At 73.0% G+C, this 18,630-nt stretch carries 16 protein-coding genes and 1 pseudogene; 13 read left to right on the top strand and 4 right to left on the bottom strand.

The features are described 5' to 3' along the window. The first annotated feature begins 160 nt into the window (after nucleotides 1-160). The 6 genes from ACGFQC_RS17090 to ACGFQC_RS17065 all read left to right on the top strand — a co-directional run bounded on the left by ACGFQC_RS17090 (nucleotide 161) and on the right by ACGFQC_RS17065 (nucleotide 5,067). The gene (locus tag ACGFQC_RS17090) at nucleotides 161-991 is read left to right on the top strand and encodes a RodZ domain-containing protein (RefSeq protein ID WP_363091971.1); all 831 of its coding nucleotides are present in this window, start codon (nucleotides 161-163) and stop codon (nucleotides 989-991) included. Nucleotides 992-1,112: 121 nt separating this feature from the next. Further along, nucleotides 1,113-2,585 (top strand): 30S ribosomal protein S12 methylthiotransferase RimO, encoded by a 1,473-nt coding sequence (rimO, locus tag ACGFQC_RS17085; protein ID WP_363091970.1) that lies wholly within the window; start codon nucleotides 1,113-1,115, stop codon nucleotides 2,583-2,585. Continuing rightward, the gene (gene pgsA / locus ACGFQC_RS17080; protein ID WP_363091969.1) at nucleotides 2,582-3,364 is read left to right on the top strand and encodes a CDP-diacylglycerol--glycerol-3-phosphate 3-phosphatidyltransferase; all 783 of its coding nucleotides are present in this window, start codon (nucleotides 2,582-2,584) and stop codon (nucleotides 3,362-3,364) included. Before rimO ends, pgsA begins: the two co-directional genes overlap by 4 nt. Beyond that, nucleotides 3,361-3,906 carry a CinA family protein gene (locus tag ACGFQC_RS17075; protein WP_363091968.1) on the top strand — a complete coding sequence of 182 codons (546 nt, stop codon included), beginning with the start codon at nucleotides 3,361-3,363 and terminating at the stop codon, nucleotides 3,904-3,906. Before pgsA ends, ACGFQC_RS17075 begins: the two co-directional genes overlap by 4 nt. Before the next feature lie 109 nt (nucleotides 3,907-4,015). Continuing rightward, nucleotides 4,016-4,396: a helix-turn-helix domain-containing protein gene (locus tag ACGFQC_RS17070; protein ID WP_073497352.1), complete on the top strand. Its 381-nt coding sequence runs from the start codon at nucleotides 4,016-4,018 to the stop codon at nucleotides 4,394-4,396. Between the two features lie 398 nt (nucleotides 4,397-4,794). Then, a complete protein-coding gene (locus ACGFQC_RS17065; protein ID WP_363091979.1) occupies nucleotides 4,795-5,067 on the top strand; it encodes a hypothetical protein in 273 nt (90 codons plus the stop codon). A gap of 113 nt (nucleotides 5,068-5,180) precedes the next feature. On the opposite strand, the pseudogene ACGFQC_RS17060 reads toward ACGFQC_RS17065, so the two are convergent. From ACGFQC_RS17060 to ACGFQC_RS17050, 3 genes and pseudogenes are all read right to left on the bottom strand, one after another. Next, a pseudogene (locus ACGFQC_RS17060) lies at nucleotides 5,181-5,517 on the bottom strand (SDR family oxidoreductase); the annotation flags it as partial. 129 nt (nucleotides 5,518-5,646) lie between these two features. Beyond that, on the bottom strand, nucleotides 5,647-6,495 hold the full coding sequence (locus tag ACGFQC_RS17055) for a DNA-formamidopyrimidine glycosylase family protein (protein WP_363091967.1): 849 nt from the start codon (nucleotides 6,493-6,495) through the stop codon (nucleotides 5,647-5,649). 51 nt (nucleotides 6,496-6,546) lie between these two features. Continuing rightward, a complete protein-coding gene (locus ACGFQC_RS17050) occupies nucleotides 6,547-11,541 on the bottom strand; it encodes an ATP-dependent helicase (protein WP_363091966.1) in 4,995 nt (1,664 codons plus the stop codon). A 257-nt stretch (nucleotides 11,542-11,798) separates the two neighbouring features. On the opposite strand from ACGFQC_RS17050, the gene ACGFQC_RS17045 reads away from it, so the two are divergent. From ACGFQC_RS17045 to ACGFQC_RS17035, 3 genes are read left to right on the top strand one after another with little or no spacing between them, the layout of a single operon-like run. Next, nucleotides 11,799-12,791 carry an AraC family transcriptional regulator gene (locus tag ACGFQC_RS17045; protein WP_363091965.1) on the top strand — a complete coding sequence of 331 codons (993 nt, stop codon included), beginning with the start codon at nucleotides 11,799-11,801 and terminating at the stop codon, nucleotides 12,789-12,791. Further along, nucleotides 12,689-13,417: an AzlC family ABC transporter permease gene (locus ACGFQC_RS17040; RefSeq protein ID WP_363091978.1), complete on the top strand. Its 729-nt coding sequence runs from the start codon at nucleotides 12,689-12,691 to the stop codon at nucleotides 13,415-13,417. Before ACGFQC_RS17045 ends, ACGFQC_RS17040 begins: the two co-directional genes overlap by 103 nt. After that, nucleotides 13,414-13,722, top strand: coding sequence for an AzlD domain-containing protein (locus ACGFQC_RS17035; protein WP_363091964.1), 309 nt, complete (start codon nucleotides 13,414-13,416; stop codon nucleotides 13,720-13,722). Before ACGFQC_RS17040 ends, ACGFQC_RS17035 begins: the two co-directional genes overlap by 4 nt. 55 nt (nucleotides 13,723-13,777) lie before the next feature. On the opposite strand, the gene ACGFQC_RS17030 is transcribed toward ACGFQC_RS17035, so the two are convergent. Beyond that, nucleotides 13,778-14,722, bottom strand: a complete 945-nt coding sequence (locus ACGFQC_RS17030) for a hypothetical protein (protein WP_363091963.1) — start codon at nucleotides 14,720-14,722, stop codon at nucleotides 13,778-13,780. 79 nt (nucleotides 14,723-14,801) lie between these two features. Between ACGFQC_RS17030 and ACGFQC_RS17025 the strand changes: the two genes are divergently transcribed. The 4 genes from ACGFQC_RS17025 to recX all read left to right on the top strand — a co-directional run bounded on the left by ACGFQC_RS17025 (nucleotide 14,802) and on the right by recX (nucleotide 18,568). Then, nucleotides 14,802-14,996, top strand: a complete 195-nt coding sequence (locus ACGFQC_RS17025; RefSeq protein ID WP_363091962.1) for a DUF3046 domain-containing protein — start codon at nucleotides 14,802-14,804, stop codon at nucleotides 14,994-14,996. A 60-nt stretch (nucleotides 14,997-15,056) separates the two neighbouring features. Continuing rightward, nucleotides 15,057-16,313, top strand: coding sequence for an AI-2E family transporter (locus ACGFQC_RS17020; RefSeq protein WP_363091961.1), 1,257 nt, complete (start codon nucleotides 15,057-15,059; stop codon nucleotides 16,311-16,313). Nucleotides 16,314-16,637: 324 nt separating this feature from the next. Further along, entirely contained in the window at nucleotides 16,638-17,768 is a 1,131-nt protein-coding gene (recA, locus tag ACGFQC_RS17015; protein ID WP_363091960.1) for a recombinase RecA, read from the top strand. 8 nt (nucleotides 17,769-17,776) lie between these two features. Continuing rightward, nucleotides 17,777-18,568 (top strand): recombination regulator RecX, encoded by a 792-nt coding sequence (recX, locus tag ACGFQC_RS17010; RefSeq protein ID WP_363091959.1) that lies wholly within the window; start codon nucleotides 17,777-17,779, stop codon nucleotides 18,566-18,568. The last annotated feature ends 62 nt before the right edge of the window (nucleotides 18,569-18,630 follow it).

The raw sequence follows: 18,630 nt of genomic DNA, 5'->3' as shown, positions 1-18,630 counted from the left end.
ACAGGTACGGTTCCCGGAAGGGGGTCGTACCTGCTCGTCATCGGCGTGTCCGGCCATACCGATGGCGTACAAAGTCCTACCGCCCGGTTGCCCCTCCCTTTCGTACCCCCCCTAGACTGAACCTCCAGCACAGGTGGCTACACGCTCGAAAGGCGCCCCCGTGTCCATCGGCAACTTCCCTGAAGACGAGCGTCCGTTCGAAGACGTTTCCGAGCCAGCCCACCCCTCCATCGGCCGAGCCCTCCAGCAGGCCCGCATCGCGGCCGGGCTCACCGTCGACGACGTCAGTACCGCCACCCGGGTCCGCATCGCCATCGTGCACGCCATCGAAGCGGACGACTTCGCGCCCTGCGGCGGCGACGTCTACGCGCGCGGTCACATCCGGACCCTGGCCAGGGCCGTCCGACTCGACCCCGACCCGCTGATCGAGCAGTACGACGCCACGCACGGCGGCCGCCCGGAGCCGACCCCGGCGGCACCCATGTTCGAGGCGGAGCGCATCCGTCCCGAACGGCGCGGCCCGAACTGGACCGCGGCCATGGTCGCCGCGATCGTCGCCGTGGTCGGGTTCGTCGGGTTCACCGCGTTCAAGGGCGACGACGGCACCACCGACGTCGCCGACGGCACCGCCCCGTCGAGCAGCGCGCCCGCCACCCCCACGCCGAAGACCGACAAGCCCGTCGACGAGAAGCCGGAGCCCTCCGACAGCGCCATCGCCGCGGCTCCGCAGGACAAGGTGACCGTCCAGGTCACGGCGGCCGACGGCAAGAGCTGGATCTCCGCGAAGGACCACAACGGCCGGCTGCTCTTCGACGGCCTGCTCAAGCAGGGCGAGTCCCAGACCTTCCAGGACAGCGAGAAGGTCAACCTCGTCCTCGGCGACGCCGGCGCGATCCAGCTGTACGTCAACGGCAAGAAGATCGACGACGACTTCCAGCCCGGAGCCGTGGAGCGCCTGACGTACACCAAGGGCGACCCGCAGGCCGGGTGAGGCGGACGGTGTCCGGTTCGCACAGGGGTCGGCGGTGATCGCCGGCCCCTTCGACGTGCCGCCCGAAGATCGCCAACCCCGTCGACATGGGGTGTCAGCCAGACAAAGTAGTCTTGAGCCCATGCCTGAACGCCGTACCGTCGCACTCGTCACCCTTGGCTGCGCCCGTAACGAGGTGGACTCGGAGGAGCTCGCAGGCCGTTTGGAGGCGGACGGCTGGCAGCTCGTGGAGGACGCCGAGGACGCGGACGTCGCCGTCGTCAACACCTGTGGTTTCGTCGACGCCGCCAAGAAGGACTCCGTCGACGCCCTCCTGGAGGCCAACGACCTCAAGGGTCACGGCAGAACCCAGGCCGTCGTGGCGGTGGGATGCATGGCCGAGCGCTACGGCAAGGACCTCGCCGAGGCGCTCCCGGAGGCCGACGGCGTCCTCGGGTTCGACGACTACGCCGACATCTCCGACCGCCTCCAGACCATCCTCAACGGCGGCATCCACGCCTCCCACACCCCGCGTGACCGGCGCAAGCTGCTGCCGATCAGCCCCGCGCAGCGGCAGGAGTCGGCCGGCTCGGTGGCCCTGCCCGGGCACGCTCCGGCGGACCTTCCCGACGGGCTCGCGCCGGCCTCCGGCCCCCGGGCGCCCCTGCGCCGCAGGCTCGACGGCAACCCGGTCGCCTCGGTCAAGCTCGCCTCCGGCTGCGACCGGCGCTGTTCCTTCTGCGCCATCCCGTCCTTCCGCGGCTCCTTCATCTCCCGCCGCCCCAGCGACGTGCTGAACGAGACGCGGTGGCTGGCCGAGCAGGGCGTCAAGGAGATCATGCTGGTCTCCGAGAACAACACCTCCTACGGCAAGGACCTCGGCGACATCCGGCTCCTGGAGTCGCTGCTGCCCGAGCTGGCGGAGGTCGAGGGCCTCGAGCGGGTGCGGGTCAGCTACCTCCAGCCGGCCGAGATGCGGCCCGGCCTGATCGACGTGCTGACCTCCACGCCGAAGGTCGCCCCCTACTTCGACCTGTCCTTCCAGCACTCCGCGCCCGACGTGCTGCGCGCGATGCGCCGCTTCGGCGACACCGACCGCTTCCTCGAACTGCTCGACACCATCCGGGGCAAGGCGCCCGAGGCCGGCGTGCGCTCCAACTTCATCGTCGGCTTCCCCGGCGAGTCCGAGGCCGACCTGGCCGAGCTGGAGCGGTTCCTGAACCACGCGCGCCTGGACGCCATCGGTGTCTTCGGGTACTCCGACGAGGAGGGCACCGAGGCCGCGACGTACGAGAACAAGCTCCACGAGGACGTCGTCGCCGAGCGGCTCGCGCGGATCTCCCGGCTCGCCGAGGAACTCGTCTCGCAGCGCGCCGAGGAGCGGCTGGGCGAGACCCTGAACGTGCTCGTGGAGTCGGTGGACCCCGCCGACGGCGTGTACGGCCGTGCGGCCCACCAGGCGCCCGAGACGGACGGCCAGGTGCTGCTCACGAGCGGCGAAGGCCTGAGCGTCGGTCGTATGGTCGAGGCGAAGGTGGTCGGTACCGAAGGTGTCGACCTGGTGGCCGAGCCCCTCCAGGGCTCGATCGGGTGTAGTGAGGAGGCGGACAGATGACGGGTGTCCCGGCATCGGCCGCGGGAGGCTCGGCGCGGGCCAAGGGGGCCGCCACGAGCCCCGCTCCCGGTGCTTCCGCCTCCGCCGACGTGTCCGCGGAGACGGGCACCGACGTCACCGGTGCCACCCCGGACGAGCAGGGCACCCTCAGGCCCGCGCGGGGCGGGAAGATCGCGGCCGCGGCCGTCAACCAGGCCAGCGTCTGGAACGTGGCCAACCTGCTGACGATGCTCCGGCTCCTGCTGGTGCCCGGCTTCGTCGCCCTCATGCTGGCCGACGGCGGGTACGACCCGGCCTGGCGCGCGTTCGCCTGGGCGGCCTTCGCCATCGCCATGATCACCGACCTGTTCGACGGACATCTGGCGCGGACCTACAACCTCGTCACCGACTTCGGGAAGATCGCCGACCCGATCGCCGACAAGGCGATCATGGGAGCGGCCCTGATCTGCCTCTCCGCCCTCGGTGACCTGCCGTGGTGGGTGACGGGCGTCATCCTCGGCAGGGAACTCGGGATCACCCTGCTGCGTTTTCTCGTCATCCGGTACGGCGTCATCCCGGCGAGCCGGGGCGGCAAGCTGAAGACGCTCACCCAGGGCGTGGCCGTCGGGATGTACATCCTGGCGCTGACGGGCTGGCTGGCCACCCTGCGGTGGTGGGTGATGGCCGCCGCGGTCGTCCTGACCGTGGTGACCGGGCTCGACTATGTGAGACAAGCCATTGTGCTGCGCCGGCAGGGCACCGCCGAGCGCCGGGCGGCTTCGGAGGAGACGCGAGCGTGAGTTCTGCGGCCACCGACGTGGTGCGACTACTGACAGTGAGGGGCGAGACGCTCGCCGTCGCCGAGTCGCTGACGGGTGGCCTGGTCGCGGCGGAGATCACCTCCGTACCCGGGGCGTCCAAGGTCTTCCGGGGATCCGTGACGGCGTACGCCACCCCGCTCAAGCACGAGCTGCTCGGTGTGGACGCGGGCCTGCTGGCCGCGCGTGGAGCGGTGGACGCGCAGGTGGCGGCGCAGATGGCGGCCGGTGCGCGCAGGGCGCTGGGCGCCGACTGGGGCATCGCGACCACCGGGGTCGCCGGCCCGGACGCCCAGGACGGGCAGCCCGTGGGGACCGTCTTCGTCGCGGTGGAGGGTCCCTCGGGGCCCGATTCCGGTTCCGCCTCTGGCGGAAAAGTGGAGGCCCTGCGGTTGAACGGCAGCCGGGCGGAAATTCGTAGAGAGAGTGTACGGAGCGTACTCGCAGTGCTCCTGGGAGAGCTGGCGGGCGAACAGACCGGGAATGAGCGGGCACAGGATACGGAACAGAACGGGGGGTTTTGATGTTTGCAGCCCTGAGTGAACACGACATCGCTCCCCGCACGGCCGCGGCGCAAGGCGGTACGGTGGGGCGAGAAGGATGCGGCTACGCGGTCCGAGGAGGGAGCCACCGATGATTCTGCTCCGTCGCCTGCTGGGTGACGTGCTGCGTCGGCAGCGCCAGCGCCAGGGCCGTACTCTGCGCGAAGTCTCCTCGTCCGCCCGAGTCTCACTCGGCTATCTCTCCGAGGTGGAGCGGGGGCAGAAGGAGGCTTCCTCCGAGCTGCTCGCCGCCATCTGCGACGCGCTGGACGTACGGATGTCCGAGCTCATGCGGGAAGTGAGCGACGAACTCGCCCTCGCCGAGCTGGCCCAGTCGGCTGCGGCCACCCCCAGCGGTCCCGTACCGGCGTCGGTTCGCCCGATGCTGGGTTCCGTGTCGGTGACCGGTGTGCCACCGGAGCGGGTGACCATCAAGGCACCCGCCGAGGCGGTGGACGTGGTCGCCGCGTGACGTGCCCCTGGCTGGGTGTGTCGACCGACGACGAGTACGTGTGTCAGGACGGTTGCGAGTACGCGTAGGCGTACGGCAGCCGTGAGGCCCCGGCCGGGGCCTCTCCGGGAGATCCGGAGGGGTGCGGTCGGGGTTTTTGTGTCGGGCGTCCCGAGTCCGTTTGCCGGGGTTCCGGGCTGCCGTCATCGTGGAGGGTCAGGGCGGAAGCCGATCGACCCGGAGGTGCGGATGTACGTCGTGAAGAGCCGTCCGTCCGACGCGGACCCGCCGTGCCTGCCGCGCCCGCCCTCCGGCGTGCCGCGGTTCTCCGGTGTCGTGCGCGTGTCCGGTGCTGTCGCGGACGGCGGGCCGACGGGGGTTTCGGTGGTGGGCCGTAGGTGACGGCCGGGGCGGGACCGATAGTGCGCCGGGGGGTCGTGCTCGGGCTCGGGGCGGTGTGGTGGTGGGCCGCGGTACGTCTCGCCCTCGCGCCCGACGCCGGGGTCCTCGAGGGGTCCGTCGCGGCCGGTGGCTGGGGGCTGAGTCTGCTGCCCGTGCACTGCGTGGCCAGGTCGCGGGCCGCGGGGGCCCTCGCGGCGGGGCGGTGGCGGGGCGCTTGGCGGGGGGAGTGGGTGCGAGGAGGGGGCGGAGAGGGGCGGGGCGAGCTCGAGGGCGGTGCTGAAGCCCCGTGAGCCGGGCTCGCGCGGGGTGGGTGGCCTGGTGACCGGTGGCGGGTGTGGTGAGTCCGGTGGCGGGTGACGGGTGGCTGTGCGGCTTGTGGGCGTCGGGGCGGCTGACGGGGCTGCCAGGGCATCGCGACGCCGCCATGGGGCCGGTGGTTCTGGCCCGTGGTGAAGGGCTGAGGCATCCGACGCCGGGTGGAGCGTCGTGCGGGCGACGTCCTCCGGTTCGCCGGCCCGGCCCAGCGGGGTCAGGCGGGACATGCGGGCCTCAGTGTGCGCCTGTGCGCCTGTGCGCCTGTGCGCCGACGTCGGCGTCGTGGCGGTCGGTCACGGGGTGCGGATCCAGCCGGGGGCGATGGCGCTGACGCGGATGGCGAAGGGGCCGGCCTCGGTCGCCTAGGGCTTCGCCGGCTGGACCACGGCCGCCTTGGGGGCGCCGTGCACGGTGGCTCCGGCCCCGGCCGGCAGGGCCGCGCGGGTGCGTCCGATGCCGTCGGCGGCGCCGGTGACGAACGCGGTCCGCCCGCCCGCTGGGGTCGTACGTCTTCACGCCCGTGAGGGGACGGCACGAGGGTTTCTGCCGGTCCGTCAACCCGTGGGGCGGGGGCGGGTGCGGACGCGGCGCGTGGGTGGGGAACCCGGTGCCGGGACCGGGCCCGACTGACAGGTGGGGCACCAGTACGTGGGGCGCTCACGGGAGCCGTCCCCCTGGTCGGCCACCCGGATCGGGGTTCCGCAGCGCAGGCAGGGGCGGCCCGCGCGACCGTAGGCGAACAGGGCCTGGCCGCTGCGGCCGGTGGTGGTGCGGACCGGGCGGTCGCGGTTGGCCTCGAGGAGCTTCTTCGCGAAGACCGGCAGCGCGGCGGTGCGGTCCGCGGGGAGGGCACCCACGGGGAGCCAGGGGGTGACCCCCAGGAGGAAGCAGATCTCGCTCTTGTAGACATTGCCGATGCCGGCGAGGTTGCGCTGGTCGAGGAGGGCCTCGCCGAGGGCTCGGGCCGGGTCGGCGAGGAGGTTGGCGAGGGCCTGGTCGGGATCCCAGTCGGGGCCGAGCAGGTCGGGCCCGAGGTGCCCGACCACGCGCTCCTCGTCGAAAGTGCGCAGAAGTTCGAGCACGGGAAGGCGGTAGCCGACCGCCGTGCGGTCGTGGGTGCCGAGGACGGCGCGGATCTGGTGGGCCGGCCCACCGCTCCAGCGCTGACCGTTCGCGAACACTTTCCAGGCCCCTTCCATCCGCAGGTGCGAGTGGAGGGTGAGACCGCCCTCGATCCGGGTGAGGAGGTGCTTGCCGCGCGGGGTGACGTCCAGGACGGCGCGGCCGGTGAGGTCGGCGGTGGCGTACTTGGGCACGCGCAGGTCGGAGCGGGTCAGTACCTTGCCCGCGAGGGCGCCGTGCAGCCGGCTCGCGGCCTGCCGGACCGTGTCACCTTCAGGCATGTGTCAAGGGTGGCACGAGGGGAGCGGGGCCTGCGGTCGTCCAGCGGCCTGTCATGCTCGCAACCTCAGACCGCGCGGGGTCGCGATGAAGCCCGCCCCCTCCAGAAGGGCGCCGAAGGGGGAGGTCAGGGCCGAGGCGCCGTTGACGCGCTCCACCGTGACCGTGCCGAGCGATCCCGCACGGGCGGCCGCGGCGAGGGACTCCGCCGCCGCGGGCAGCCGGGGGTCGTCGGCGGGCGAGTCGGCGTGGTCCGGAGCGGCTGGCCAGGCCAGCAGGGTCTTGCCGCCGCGCTCCATGTAGAGCGTCAGTTCGCCGTCCACGAGCACCACGAGGGAGCCTGCCTTGCGGCCCGGCTTGTGTCCGGCGCCGGTCGGCGGCTCGGGCCAGGGCAGGGCGGCGCCGTACGCGTTCGCCGGGTCGGCCGCGGCGAGGACGACGGCGCGGGAGGCGGGCGACGGGGTGCGCGGGCGCCGGTCGGCGAAGCCGGACGCGTACGGGGACCCGCTGCCGCCCCGGGGGCCACCGGGACCGGGGTTCGCGAAGTCGCGCGGTGAGACCCACTCGCCCGGAGCCGGCGGCGGGCCGGCGGTGCCGCCGGGGCCGGGGAAGTCCCAGTCGATGTCGGCCGGGGGGAATCCGCCGGGGGCGGCGAAGGGGTAGTCGGCGCCGGACCCGGCGGGTGCGCCGTCCGGCCCGTCACCGACATCGGTTCCGTCGGGCCGGTCCGGACCGGTCAGGGTGGGCAAGGCGGTGCCGGTGCCCCACACGCCCCGGGCGCCGGTCGGGCCCGGCGGCGGCTCGCCGCGGTCACGGGCGTTGGCCACCGCGCGGACGCGGTCCACGGCGCCGTCCATCGCGAACTGCGCGGCGCCGAGTCCCTCCACGACATAGCCGCGCCGGGCCTGGCCGCTGTCCTCGAAGGCGGACAGGATGCGGTACGTCGCCGAGAAGCCGCCCTCCACGCCCTCGGCCGCGACCGCGCCCCGGGTCACCACGCCGTGCCGGTCCAGGAGCGTGCGGGCGAGGGCGTGGGCGCGGACGGTGGGGTCGGGCTCGTGGGCCGGCAGGAGGGACCAGCGGCCGGCGACGGTCGGGGGACCGCCGCGGGACGCGGGGCGGGCGGCGCCGGTGAGGGAGCCGTACCGCCCTCGGGGGACCGCGCGCTTGGCGCGGTGGGCGGTGGAGCCGGCCGTACGGCCCGAGCCCAGCAGGGCGCGCATCGGCGCCAGTGTGTCGTTGGTGAGGCGGCTGGACCACGCCAGATCCCAGACCGCGTCGGCCAGTTGGGGGTCGGTGGCCTCGGGGTGGGTGGTGGCGCGGACCTGGTCGGCGATCTGGCGGAAGAACAGCCCGTAGCCTCCGGCGAGGGTGTCCAGGACGGACTGGTGCAGTGCCGTCAGCTCCAGGGGGTGCGGCGGGGCCAGGAGCAGCGGTGCCGCGTCCGCCAGGTACAGGGACACCCAGCCGTCCTTGCCGGGCAGCGCGCCCGCGCCGGCCCAGAGGACCTCTCCCGCTGCGGTCAGTTCGTCGAGCATCGCCGGCGAGTAGCCCCTGACGCGGGACGGGATGACGAGCTTCTCCAGGGCGGAGGCGGGCACGGACGCGCCCTGGAGTTGCTCGATCGCGCGTACCAGGCCGTCGACGCCGCGCAGGGAGTGACCCGCGCCGATGTGCTGCCACTGGGGGAGGAACTGGGCGAGCGCGGCGGGCGGGACCGGTTCGAGCTCCTGCCGCAGGGCGGCCAGGGAGCGGCGACGCAGCCTGCGCAGGACGGTCGCGTCGCACCACTCCTGGCCGATGCCGGCCGGGTGGAACTCGCCCTGGACGACGCGGCCGCCCGCCGCGAGCCGCTGGAGGGCGCCCTCGGTGACCGCGACTCCCAGGCCGAAGCGGGCGGCGGCGTCGGCGGAGGTGAACGGGCCGTGGGTGCGGGCGTGGCGGGCGAGGAGGTCGCCGAGCGGGTCCTTGACCGGTTCGGTGAAGGCCTCCGGCACACCGACGGGAAGTGCCGTGCCCAGGGCGTCGCGCAGGCGGCCCGCGTCCTCGACGGCCGCCCAGTGGTCGGTGCCGGCGACACGGACCGCGATGGCGCGGCGGGCCGCGGCCAGCTCGTGGGCCCAGTGCGGCTCGGCGCCCCGTTCGGCCAGTTCCGCGTCGGTGAGCGGGCCGAGCACGCGCAGGGCGTCCGCGACGCCCTCGACGTCCCTCACCCGACGGTCCTCGGTCAGCCACTGGAGTTCCCGCTCCAGTTCGGTGAGCACCTCGGCGTCGAGCAGTTCGCGCAGCTCCGCCTGGCCGAGCAGCTCGGCCAGCAGCCGTGAGTCCAGCGACAGGGCGGCGGCGCGGCGTTCGGCGAGCGGGGAGTCGCCCTCGTAGAGGAACTGGGCGACGTAGCCGAACAGGAGGGAGCGGGCGAAGGGGGACGGCTCCGGGGTGGTGACCTCGACCAGGCGCACCCTGCGGGACTCGAGGTCACCCATCAGCTCGACGAGTCCGGGGACGTCGAAGACATCCTGGAGGCACTCGCGGACCGCTTCCAGGACGATCGGGAACGAGCCGAACTCGCTTGCCACCTGGAGCAGTTGGGAGGCCCGCTGGCGCTGCTGCCACAACGGGGTGCGCTTGCCGGGGCTACGGCGCGGCAGCAGCAGCGCGCGGGCGGCGCACTCGCGGAAGCGGGCCGCGAACAGGGCCGAGCCGCCCACCTGGTCGGTGACGACCTGGTCGACCTCGCCCTTGTCGAAGACGACGTCCGCCGCGCCGATCGGGGCCCGCTCGGCGTCGTACTCCGTGCCGGCCTTCGGGGGCGGCTGGTCGATCAGGTCCAGGCCCATGAGGTCGGCGTCGGGCAGCCGCAGGACGATGCCGTCGTCGGCGTGCATCACCTGGGCGTCCATGCCGTATCGCTCGGACAGCTTGGCGCCGAGGGCGAGCGCCCAGGGGGCGTGCACCTGGGCGCCGAAGGGGGAGTGCACGACGACCCGCCAGTCGCCCAGCTCGTCGCGGAAACGCTCCACGACGATGGTGCGGTCGTCGGGGACGTGGCCGCAGGCCTGGCGTTGTTCGTCCAGGTAGGAGAGGACGTTGTCGGCCGCCCAGGCGTCCAGGCCTGCGGTGAGCAGGCGCAGCCTGGCGTCGTCCTTGGGCAGCGAGCCGACCTCGCGCAGGAAGGCGCCGACCGCACGGCCCAGTTCCAGCGGGCGGCCCAGCTGGTCGCCCTTCCAGAACGGCAGGCGGCCCGGCACGCCCGGAGCGGGCGAGACCAGGACGCGGTCGCGGGTGATGTCCTCGATGCGCCAGGAACTGGTGCCCAGGGTGAAGACGTCGCCGACGCGGGACTCGTAGACCATCTCCTCGTCCAGCTCGCCGACCCGGCCACCGCCCTTCTTGGGGTCGGTACCCGCGAGGAACACGCCGAACAGGCCGCGGTCCGGGATGGTGCCGCCGGAGGTCACGGCGAGCCGCTGGGCGCCGGGGCGGCCGGTGATCGTGCCGGCCACGCGGTCCCACACCACGCGCGGGCGCAGCTCGGCGAAGGCGTCGGACGGGTACCGGCCGGCGAGCATGTCCAGGACCGCCGTGAAGGCCGATTCGGGGAGGGAGGCGAAGGGGGCGGCGCGGCGGACGAGGGCGAGCAGGTCGTCCAGCTGCCAGGTGTCCATCGCGGTCATCGCGACGAGTTGCTGGGCCAGCACGTCCAGCGGGTTCGCCGGGACCCTCAGGGACTCGATGGAGCCCGTGCGCATGCGCTCGGTGACCACCGCGGCCTGGACCAGGTCGCCCCGGTACTTCGGGAAGACCACACCGGTGGAGACCGCTCCGACCTGGTGGCCCGCGCGGCCCACGCGCTGGAGGCCGGAGGCCACCGAGGGCGGCGACTCGACCTGGACGACCAGGTCGACCGCGCCCATGTCGATGCCCAGCTCCAGGCTGGAGGTGGCGACCACCGCGGGCAGGCGGCCGGCCTTGAGGTCCTCCTCCACCAGGGCGCGCTGCTCCTTGGAGACCGAGCCGTGGTGGGCGCGCGCGATGACCGCCGGGGCACCCTGGGCCGCGCCCGAGCCGCCCATCAGGTCGGCCGGGGCGTGGTGCTCGCCGAGGGGCTCTCCGGTGGCCCGCTCGTAGGCGATCTCGTTGAGCCGGTTGCACAGGCGCTCCGCCAGGCGTCGGGAGTTCGCGAACACGATCGTGGAGCGGTGGGCCTGGACCAGGTCGGTGATGCGCTCCTCGACATGCGGCCAGATCGACGGGCGCTCCGCGCCCTCGGAGCCGTCGGCGACGGGGGAGCCGCCCAGCTCGCCCAGGTCCTCCACCGGGACGACCACCGAGAGGTCGAACTCCTTGCCCGACTCGGGCTGCACGATCTCGACCTTGCGGCGTGGCGAGAGATAGCGGGCGACCTCGTCGACCGGACGGACCGTGGCCGAGAGGCCGATACGACGGGCCGGCCTCGGCAGGAGTTCGTCCAGGCGCTCCAGGGAGAGGGCGAGGTGGGCGCCGCGCTTGGTGCTCGCCACGGCGTGGACCTCGTCGAGGATCACCGTCTCGATGTTGGTCAGCGCGTCGCGGGTGGCCGACGTCAGCATCAGGAACAGGGACTCCGGGGTGGTGATCAGGATGTCCGGAGGGCGCGTGGAGAGGGCGCGGCGCTCGGCGGGCGGCGTGTCACCGGAGCGGATGCCGACCTTGACCTCGGGCTCGGGCAGGCCCAGGCGCACGGACTCCTGGCGGATGCCGGTGAGAGGGCTGCGCAGGTTGCGCTCGACGTCGACGGCGAGGGCCTTGAGCGGTGACACGTACAGCACGCGGCAGCGCTTCTTCGGGTCGGCAGGCGGGGGCGTCGAGGCCAGCTGGTCCAGGGCCGCCAGGAACGCGGCCAGGGTCTTGCCGGAACCGGTCGGGGCCACCACCAGCACGTCCGAGCCCTCGCCGATGGCCTGCCACGCGCCCGCCTGGGCCGCGGTGGGCGCGGAGAACGCCCCCGTGAACCAGGCGCGGGTCGCGGGGGAGAAGCCGTCCAGGGACCGGTGTGCTTTGCCGACCATGCGTCCATCCTGCACCCACGTACTGACAATGCTCCTGACCTGCGGCTTCGCGTCGCGATCCGGTCCTGGGCCCGGATGTCGGCGTGGGGTGGGGCCCGGAACGGCGGCGGATCGCTGGTACCGCGGGGGCGAAGTGGGGGAGCCGGCCTGCGCGGGGCGGAGGCGGGGCGCCGGTCCGGCACGGGGCGGAGGGGTGGCAAGGGCGCCGGCCCGGCGCCGGCCGGAGGTCCCGGGCTCGCGTCACGGAGAATGGAGGTGTGGCGGGAACTCGTGAGGAGGCGCGGCACTGGCAGTACGCGGAACTGCCCGGTGTGGACCTGCTGCGGGCCCGGTACGTGCGGAAGAGCTTCGTGCGGCACACGCACGAGCACTTCGTGATCGCCGGGATCGCGGAGGGGCTGGAGGTCTTCCAGCACCGGGGCGGTGACCAGTACGCGGGTGCGGGAACGCTCGCCCTGGTCAATCCCGACACCCCGCACACCGGGCGGGCCGGTGTGCCCGAGGGCTGGCGGTACGGCGCGGTGTACCCGTCGCCGGGACTCGTGGCCGGGATCGCCGCCGAGACGACGACCCTGCGAGGTACTCCGGGGTTCGTCAGCCCCGTGCTCGACGATCCGTACGCCGTCGCGCTCGTGCACCAGGTCCTCCGGGCCGCCGACGAGGGCAACGCGCTCGCCGCCGACACCCTGCTGCGGGTCGCCGTGACACGGCTGCTGCGGCTGAACGGCGGGGCGCTGCCCGACCGGCAGGTGCGCACGGCCGGGGCCCGGACTGCGGCACGCGCGCGTGCCGTGCTGGAGGAGCGGCTTGTCGATCCGCCGACCCTGGAGCGGCTCGCGGGCGACCTCGGGACGAGCCCCTTCGCCCTGCTGCGGGCGTTCCGGGACGCCTACGGGATGCCGCCGCACACCTGGCTCACCGACACCCGGGTCAGACGGGCACGGCGCCTGCTGGACGCCGGGACCGCCCCGGCGGAGGCGGCGCTCGCGGTGGGCTTCACCGACCAGCCGCACCTCAACCGTCACTTCGCCAGGATCGTGGGCGTGCCGCCGGGGGCGTACCAGCGGGAGCGCAAGAACGTACAAGACGCGCGGGGCGGGCCGCCCCTACCGTCCGACAGGTGGCAGAACAGACAGCTCTCGCAGACATACGGGACGACGACCGGGGAGGAAGGCCGGACGCCGCCGTCGTCCGGGACGCCCTCGGGGTCGGGATCGCCGTCGGACTCTCCGGGTTCGCCTTCGGAGTGACCTCGGCGGGCAGCGGACTCACGGTGTGGCAGACCTGCGCGCTCAGCCTCCTGGTGTTCACCGGCGCGTCCCAGTTCGCGCTCGTCGGGGCGCTCGCGGCGGGCGGCAACCCGCTCACGGCCGCCGCCGGCGCCTTCTTCCTCGGCGTACGCAACGCCTTCTACGGTCTGCGCCTGTCGCAGTTGCTGGCCCTCCCGCGCGCGGTGCGCCCGTTCGCCGCGCAGTGGGTGATCGACGAGACCACGGCCGTCTCGCTGGCGCAACGCGATCGACGAGGCGCGCGGATCGGGTTCGCCGTGACCGGACTCAGCCTGTACGTGCTGTGGAACCTGACCACCCTGCTGGGCGCCCTCGGTGCGGAAGCCATCGGGGACACCGACGCGTGGGGGCTCGACGCGGCCGGCCCGGCCGTCTTCCTCGCGTTGCTCGCGCCCATGCTGAAGTCCACCGCCGAGCGGGTCGCCGCGGCGCTCGCGGTCCTGCTCGGACTCGGTCTGCTGCCCGTCCTGCCCGGCGGCGTGCCCGTCCTGGTGGCCGCTCTCGCCGCACCGCTCGCCCTGTGGGCCGAGGGCCGCTGCCAGGGCCGCACGCGGGGCGAGGCGGAGGCGGCGGAGGAGCGCCGGTGAACGTCTGGATCGCGATCGGCGCGACCGCCCTCGGCTGCTACGCCGTCAAGCTCACCGGCCTGCTCGTGCCCGCCGGGGTGCTCGAACGGCCTCTCGTCCGGCGGCTCGCGGCCCTGCTCCCCGTCGCCCTGCTGGCCGCCCTCACGGCCCAGCAGACCTTCGCCGACGGTCAGTCCCTCGTGCTCGACGCCAAGGCCGCCGGGCTCGCCGCGGCCGCCGTGGCGCTCGTCCTGCGAGCGCCGTTCCTGCTCGTCGTCGCGGCGGCCGTGGCGGTCACGGCGGGGGTACGTGCCCTGGGCTGGTGAGGACGGGGGCGGGTTCATCGTGGTGTCCCGTCCCGCCCCGTGCCGGCGCGTCGGTTCAGCCGATGGCACGGCCGTACGACCGGAGGGTGCTCAGCGCTTCGATCGTCACCGCCGGGCGGGACTCCAGCTCCGTGCCCGGCGCCCACCGGCGCCACCGGATCGGCCAGCCGCCGTCCTCCCGCTGTTCGCCGGCGAGGAAGTCCAGGGCGCCTGCCATCTCGGCGTCGGTGAACCACGCGCGCGCGAGTGAACCCGGTGTCTTCGCGTAGTCGTACGGGAAGTGGTGCTCGCCGGGCGCGTAGCCGGGGGCGACGGGGTACGCGTACCGGCGGTCCGGGTCGAGCACGGCGAGCCGCTGCTCGCGCACCAGGCGGCCCAGGCGGTCGGCGGCGGCCTCCGCGCGCGGGCGGTCCGAGGCGGAGTCCAGGAAGGCCACGGCGGCCTGGATCTCGTACGGGTGGGACGTCTCCAGGGCGTCGACCGCCTGCCAGCAGAAGTCCGTCGCCCTGAACAGCCAGGCGTGCCAGACATCGTTGCGGTGCAGCAGACCGACCACCGGACCGGTCGCCAGCAGTTCGCCGGGCGGGTCGTCCACGATCGGGACGAACGGGGCGGCGGGGTAGCCGCGCTGGCTGGGAAGGACCGCCGGGAGCGCCCCGGCGGAGGTGGAGACGGAGGTGAGGTAGCGGCACACCCGTTCCGCGCGTTGCCCGCCGCAGCGGCCGAGCGAGTCCAGGACGCGCAGGGCACGGGCGGTGTGCAGGGGCTGGCTGACGGGGCCGCGGAGGTCGGGTTCGAGCGCGTGGCCGTATCCGCCGTCCTCGTTGCGGTACGCGTCGAGCGCCGTTTCCACCGGGTCGGCGGCGCCATGGAGGAAGTGGTGCGCGAAGAGGCGCTGTTCCAGCACGCGCGCGGTGAGCCAGACGAAGTGCTCGGCGCGGAAGAGCGGGGACCGCGCCGACGGCGGCGGGGGGAGTGGGGATGCTCCGGATTCGACCATGAGTCAGACCGTAGGCCGCAAAGCGGTCTTCGCAGGCGGTCCCGGCCGTGGCCACCCCCGGGCGCGGGATACTGGTGTCATGCGGTTGACGGTCTTCTGGCAGCGGATGGCGGAGCACTTCGGCGCGGGGTACGCCGAGACCTTCGCGCGCGATCACGTGATGACGGAACTCGGCGGGCGCACCGTGCACGAGGCGCTGGCGGCCGGCTGGGACGCCAAGGACGTCTGGCGTGTGGTGTGCGTGGTGATGAACGTTCCGGGGGAGAGGCACTGATCCGACGAGAAGATCGCAGGGGGGTCACCGATCGTCGGTGGCGTGGGCGAGACTTGGTCCGTGGCACCCACTGACGAGAACGGGCACGTCGGCCCGCAGGCACCCCCGTCGGGCCCGACGTCGCCCATTCGGCCGCTGTCCGGCACCGATACCGCGCCGAGCGCGCGGATGCCGCGCTGGCTCCCGCGCGCGATGGTGCTCGCACTCGCCCTGGTCGGCGTGTTCCAGCTGGGCACCTGGGCCTTCCACCAGGTCATCGGCCTGCTGACCAATGTCCTCATCGCTTTCTTCCTCGCTCTCGCCGTCGAACCGGCGGTGAGCCGGATGGCGGCGCGCGGCATACGCAGGGGGCTCGCCACCTTCATCGTCTTCTTCGGTCTGCTGATCGTGTTCGTCGGCTTCTTCACACTGCTCGGTTCGATGCTCGCCGGGCAGATCATCAAGATGATCGAGGGCTTCCCGCAGTACCTCGACTCGGTGATCAACTGGGTCAACACCACGTTCCGCACCGAACTCAGGCGGGTCGACATCCAGGAGGGCCTGCTCCACTCCGACTGGCTGAGGAAGTACGCGCAGAACAGCGCGGCCGGCGTCCTGGACGTCTCCACGCAGGTCCTCGGCGGTCTCTTCCAGCTGCTGACGATCGGACTGTTCTCGTTCTACTTCGCCGCCGACGGGCCCCGGCTGCGGCGCGCTCTGTGCTCCGTCCTGCCGCCCGCCCGGCAGGCCGAGGTGCTGCGCGCGTGGGAGATCGCCGTCGACAAGACCGGCGGCTACCTGTACTCACGCGGTCTGATGGCCCTGATCTCCGGTGTGGCGCACTACATACTGCTCCAGATCCTCGGTATCCCGTACGCGCCCGTGCTCGCCGTGTGGGTCGGCGTGGTCTCGCAGTTCATCCCGACCATCGGCACCTATCTCGCAGGGGCGCTGCCCATGCTGATCGCCTTCACGGTCGATCCCTGGTACGCGCTGTGGGTACTGATCTTCGTTGTGGTCTACCAGCAGTTCGAGAACTACGTGCTGCAGCCGAAGCTCACCTCGAAGACCGTCGACATCCACCCTGCCGTGGCCTTCGGCTCGGTCGTCGCCGGGACCGCGCTGCTCGGCGCGGTCGGCGCACTGATCTCCATCCCCGCGGTCGCCACGCTCCAGGCGTTCCTCGGCGCCTATGTGAAGCGCTACGACGTCACGGACGATCCCCGTGTGCACGGGCACCGGAGACGGGGTGAGGGGCCGAATCCGCTCACGCGCGCGCGGCAGCTGTGGACGAGGGGGCGGGAGCGGACGGCCGGGCCGGGAGAAGGGCCCCGCTGACACCCGGCGCAGACCCCCACGTGGTTCCGCTGACGGACAAGAGGTCTCACACGGGTCCGCCGCGACGAGCCCGATGCGGGGTCCGGGACGTCACGGATGCGCGAACGCGGGCGCGGAGGTGCCGTGTGGTGCGCTTGACACAAAAATCGAACATCCATTCTGATAGAAGCTCCGGCAGGGCTCTCGACGGGCGCTTCGTCCCGATTTCATCGGGTAAATGTCCGAGTTATCCACAGGCCGGGCCGGCGTCGAGGCGCATTGTCAGTGGCAGGCGTTAGCGTCTTTGACGTGAAGCGATCGACTCAAGCAAATCGGGTGGAACCCATGGCAGGCACCGACCGCGAGAAGGCCCTGGACGCCGCACTCGCACAGATTGAACGGCAATTCGGCAAGGGCGCGGTCATGCGCATGGGTGACCGGTCGAAGGAGCCCATCGAGGTCATCCCGACCGGGTCGACCGCGCTCGACGTGGCCCTGGGCGTCGGCGGTCTGCCGCGCGGCCGTGTCATCGAGGTCTACGGGCCCGAGTCCTCCGGCAAGACGACCCTGACCCTGCACGCGGTGGCGAACGCCCAGAGGGCCGGCGGCCAGGTGGCGTTCGTGGACGCCGAGCACGCCCTCGACCCCGAGTACGCGCAGAAGCTCGGCGTGGACATCGACAACCTGATCCTGTCCCAGCCGGACAACGGCGAGCAGGCCCTGGAGATCGTGGACATGCTCGTCCGCTCCGGGGCCCTCGACCTGATCGTCATCGACTCCGTCGCCGCGCTCGTCCCGCGTGCGGAGATCGAGGGCGAGATGGGCGACAGCCACGTGGGCCTGCAGGCCCGTCTGATGAGCCAGGCCCTGCGGAAGATCACCAGCGCCCTCAACCAGTCCAAGACCACCGCGATCTTCATCAACCAGCTCCGCGAGAAGATCGGTGTGATGTTCGGCTCCCCGGAGACCACGACCGGTGGCCGGGCGCTGAAGTTCTACGCCTCCGTGCGGCTCGACATCCGGCGCATCGAGACGCTGAAGGACGGCACCGACGCGGTCGGCAACCGCACCCGCGTCAAGGTCGTCAAGAACAAGGTCGCGCCGCCCTTCAAGCAGGCCGAGTTCGACATCCTCTACGGGCAGGGCATCAGCCGTGAGGGCGGCCTGATCGACATGGGCGTGGAGCACGGCTTCGTCCGCAAGGCCGGCGCCTGGTACACGTACGAGGGCGACCAGCTCGGCCAGGGCAAGGAGAACGCCCGCAACTTCCTCAAGGACAACCCCGACCTCGCCAACGAGATCGAGAGGAAGATCAAGGAGAAGCTGGGGGTGGGCGTACGCCCCGAGCAGCCCGCCGAAACCACGGACGCGGATGCCCCGGCCGCCCCTGGCGCACCGGCGGCTGACGCGGCCAAGACGGTTCCCGCTTCCGCAGCCAAGGCCACCAAGACCAAGGCCGCGGCTGCCAAGAGCTGAGCCGACCCGTGACACGACGAACGGACTGGGCCGAGTACGACGCCCACCCCGGAATCCTCCCCCCGCCGGGGAGCGGGGACGGCGACGGCCTGGCCCGGGGCGGTGAGGACCGGCCGGACAGCGGATCCCACGGGGGGGACGACGGGTCGGCCGGCGCAGGCCGGTCCCGTGGCCGCCGCGGGGGACGCGGCGGCGAGGGCGGTTCGCGCGGCGGGCGCCGTCGGCGCGGCTTCGGAGAACCGTCCGCCGAGGACGAAGACACCTCTGCCTCGTCGAGGGCCGAGAAGGGGGAGTCTTCAGGGGACCCGGCTGAGCGGGCACGGGCGATCTGCCTGCGCCTGCTCACCGGGACCCCGCGCACCCGGAAGCAGCTCGCCGACGCCCTGAGCAAGCGGGAGATCCCGGACGACGTGGCGGAGGAGGTGCTCTCGCGGTTCGAGGAGGTCGGACTGATCAACGACAGCGCCTTCGCGGACGCCTGGGTGGAGTCCCGGCACCACGGCCGTGGTCTGGCCCGGCGCGCCCTGGCACAGGAGCTGCGCACCAAGGGCGTCGACCCGGCCCTGATCGGCGAGGCGGTCGCCCGGCTCGACTCCGAGCGGGAGGAGGCCACCGCCCGCGAACTGGTCGCCCGCAAGCTGCGCTCGACCCGCGGACTCGACCGTGACAAGCGGCTGCGCCGTCTCGCCGGGATGCTCGCGCGCAAGGGCTACCCCCAGGGCATGGCCCTGCGAGTGGTCCGGCAGGCGCTCGAGGAGGAGGGCGAGGACACGGAATTCCTGGAGGACGGGGATCTCTGACCTCCGGAACGGAATTCCTCTGGGCCGAGGGCGGGCCGAGCGGGTCGGTGCGGCGGAGACGG

This window comes from Streptomyces sp. NPDC048734 (genome assembly GCF_043198675.1).
In the GTDB taxonomy this organism is placed as follows: Bacteria; Actinomycetota; Actinomycetes; order Streptomycetales; family Streptomycetaceae; genus Streptomyces.
Note: the sequence above shows the minus strand (reverse complement) of the source record. Positions and strands in the feature narration are given on the sequence as shown.

What these genes read in the sequence shown, in the direction of transcription:
- ACGFQC_RS17055 (WP_363091967.1), bottom strand. Translation starts at nt 6,495, where the DNA reads ATGCCTGAAGGTGACACGGTCCGGCAGGCCGCGAGCCGGCTGCACGGC.
- ACGFQC_RS17070 (WP_073497352.1), top strand. Translation starts at nt 4,016, where the DNA reads ATGATTCTGCTCCGTCGCCTGCTGGGTGACGTGCTGCGTCGGCAGCGC.
- recA (WP_363091960.1), top strand. Translation starts at nt 16,638, where the DNA reads ATGGCAGGCACCGACCGCGAGAAGGCCCTGGACGCCGCACTCGCACAG.
- rimO (WP_363091970.1), top strand. Translation starts at nt 1,113, where the DNA reads ATGCCTGAACGCCGTACCGTCGCACTCGTCACCCTTGGCTGCGCCCGT.
- ACGFQC_RS17025 (WP_363091962.1), top strand. Translation starts at nt 14,802, where the DNA reads ATGCGGTTGACGGTCTTCTGGCAGCGGATGGCGGAGCACTTCGGCGCG.
- ACGFQC_RS17030 (WP_363091963.1), bottom strand. Translation starts at nt 14,722, where the DNA reads ATGGTCGAATCCGGAGCATCCCCACTCCCCCCGCCGCCGTCGGCGCGG.
- pgsA (WP_363091969.1), top strand. Translation starts at nt 2,582, where the DNA reads ATGACGGGTGTCCCGGCATCGGCCGCGGGAGGCTCGGCGCGGGCCAAG.
- ACGFQC_RS17050 (WP_363091966.1), bottom strand. Translation starts at nt 11,541, where the DNA reads ATGGTCGGCAAAGCACACCGGTCCCTGGACGGCTTCTCCCCCGCGACC.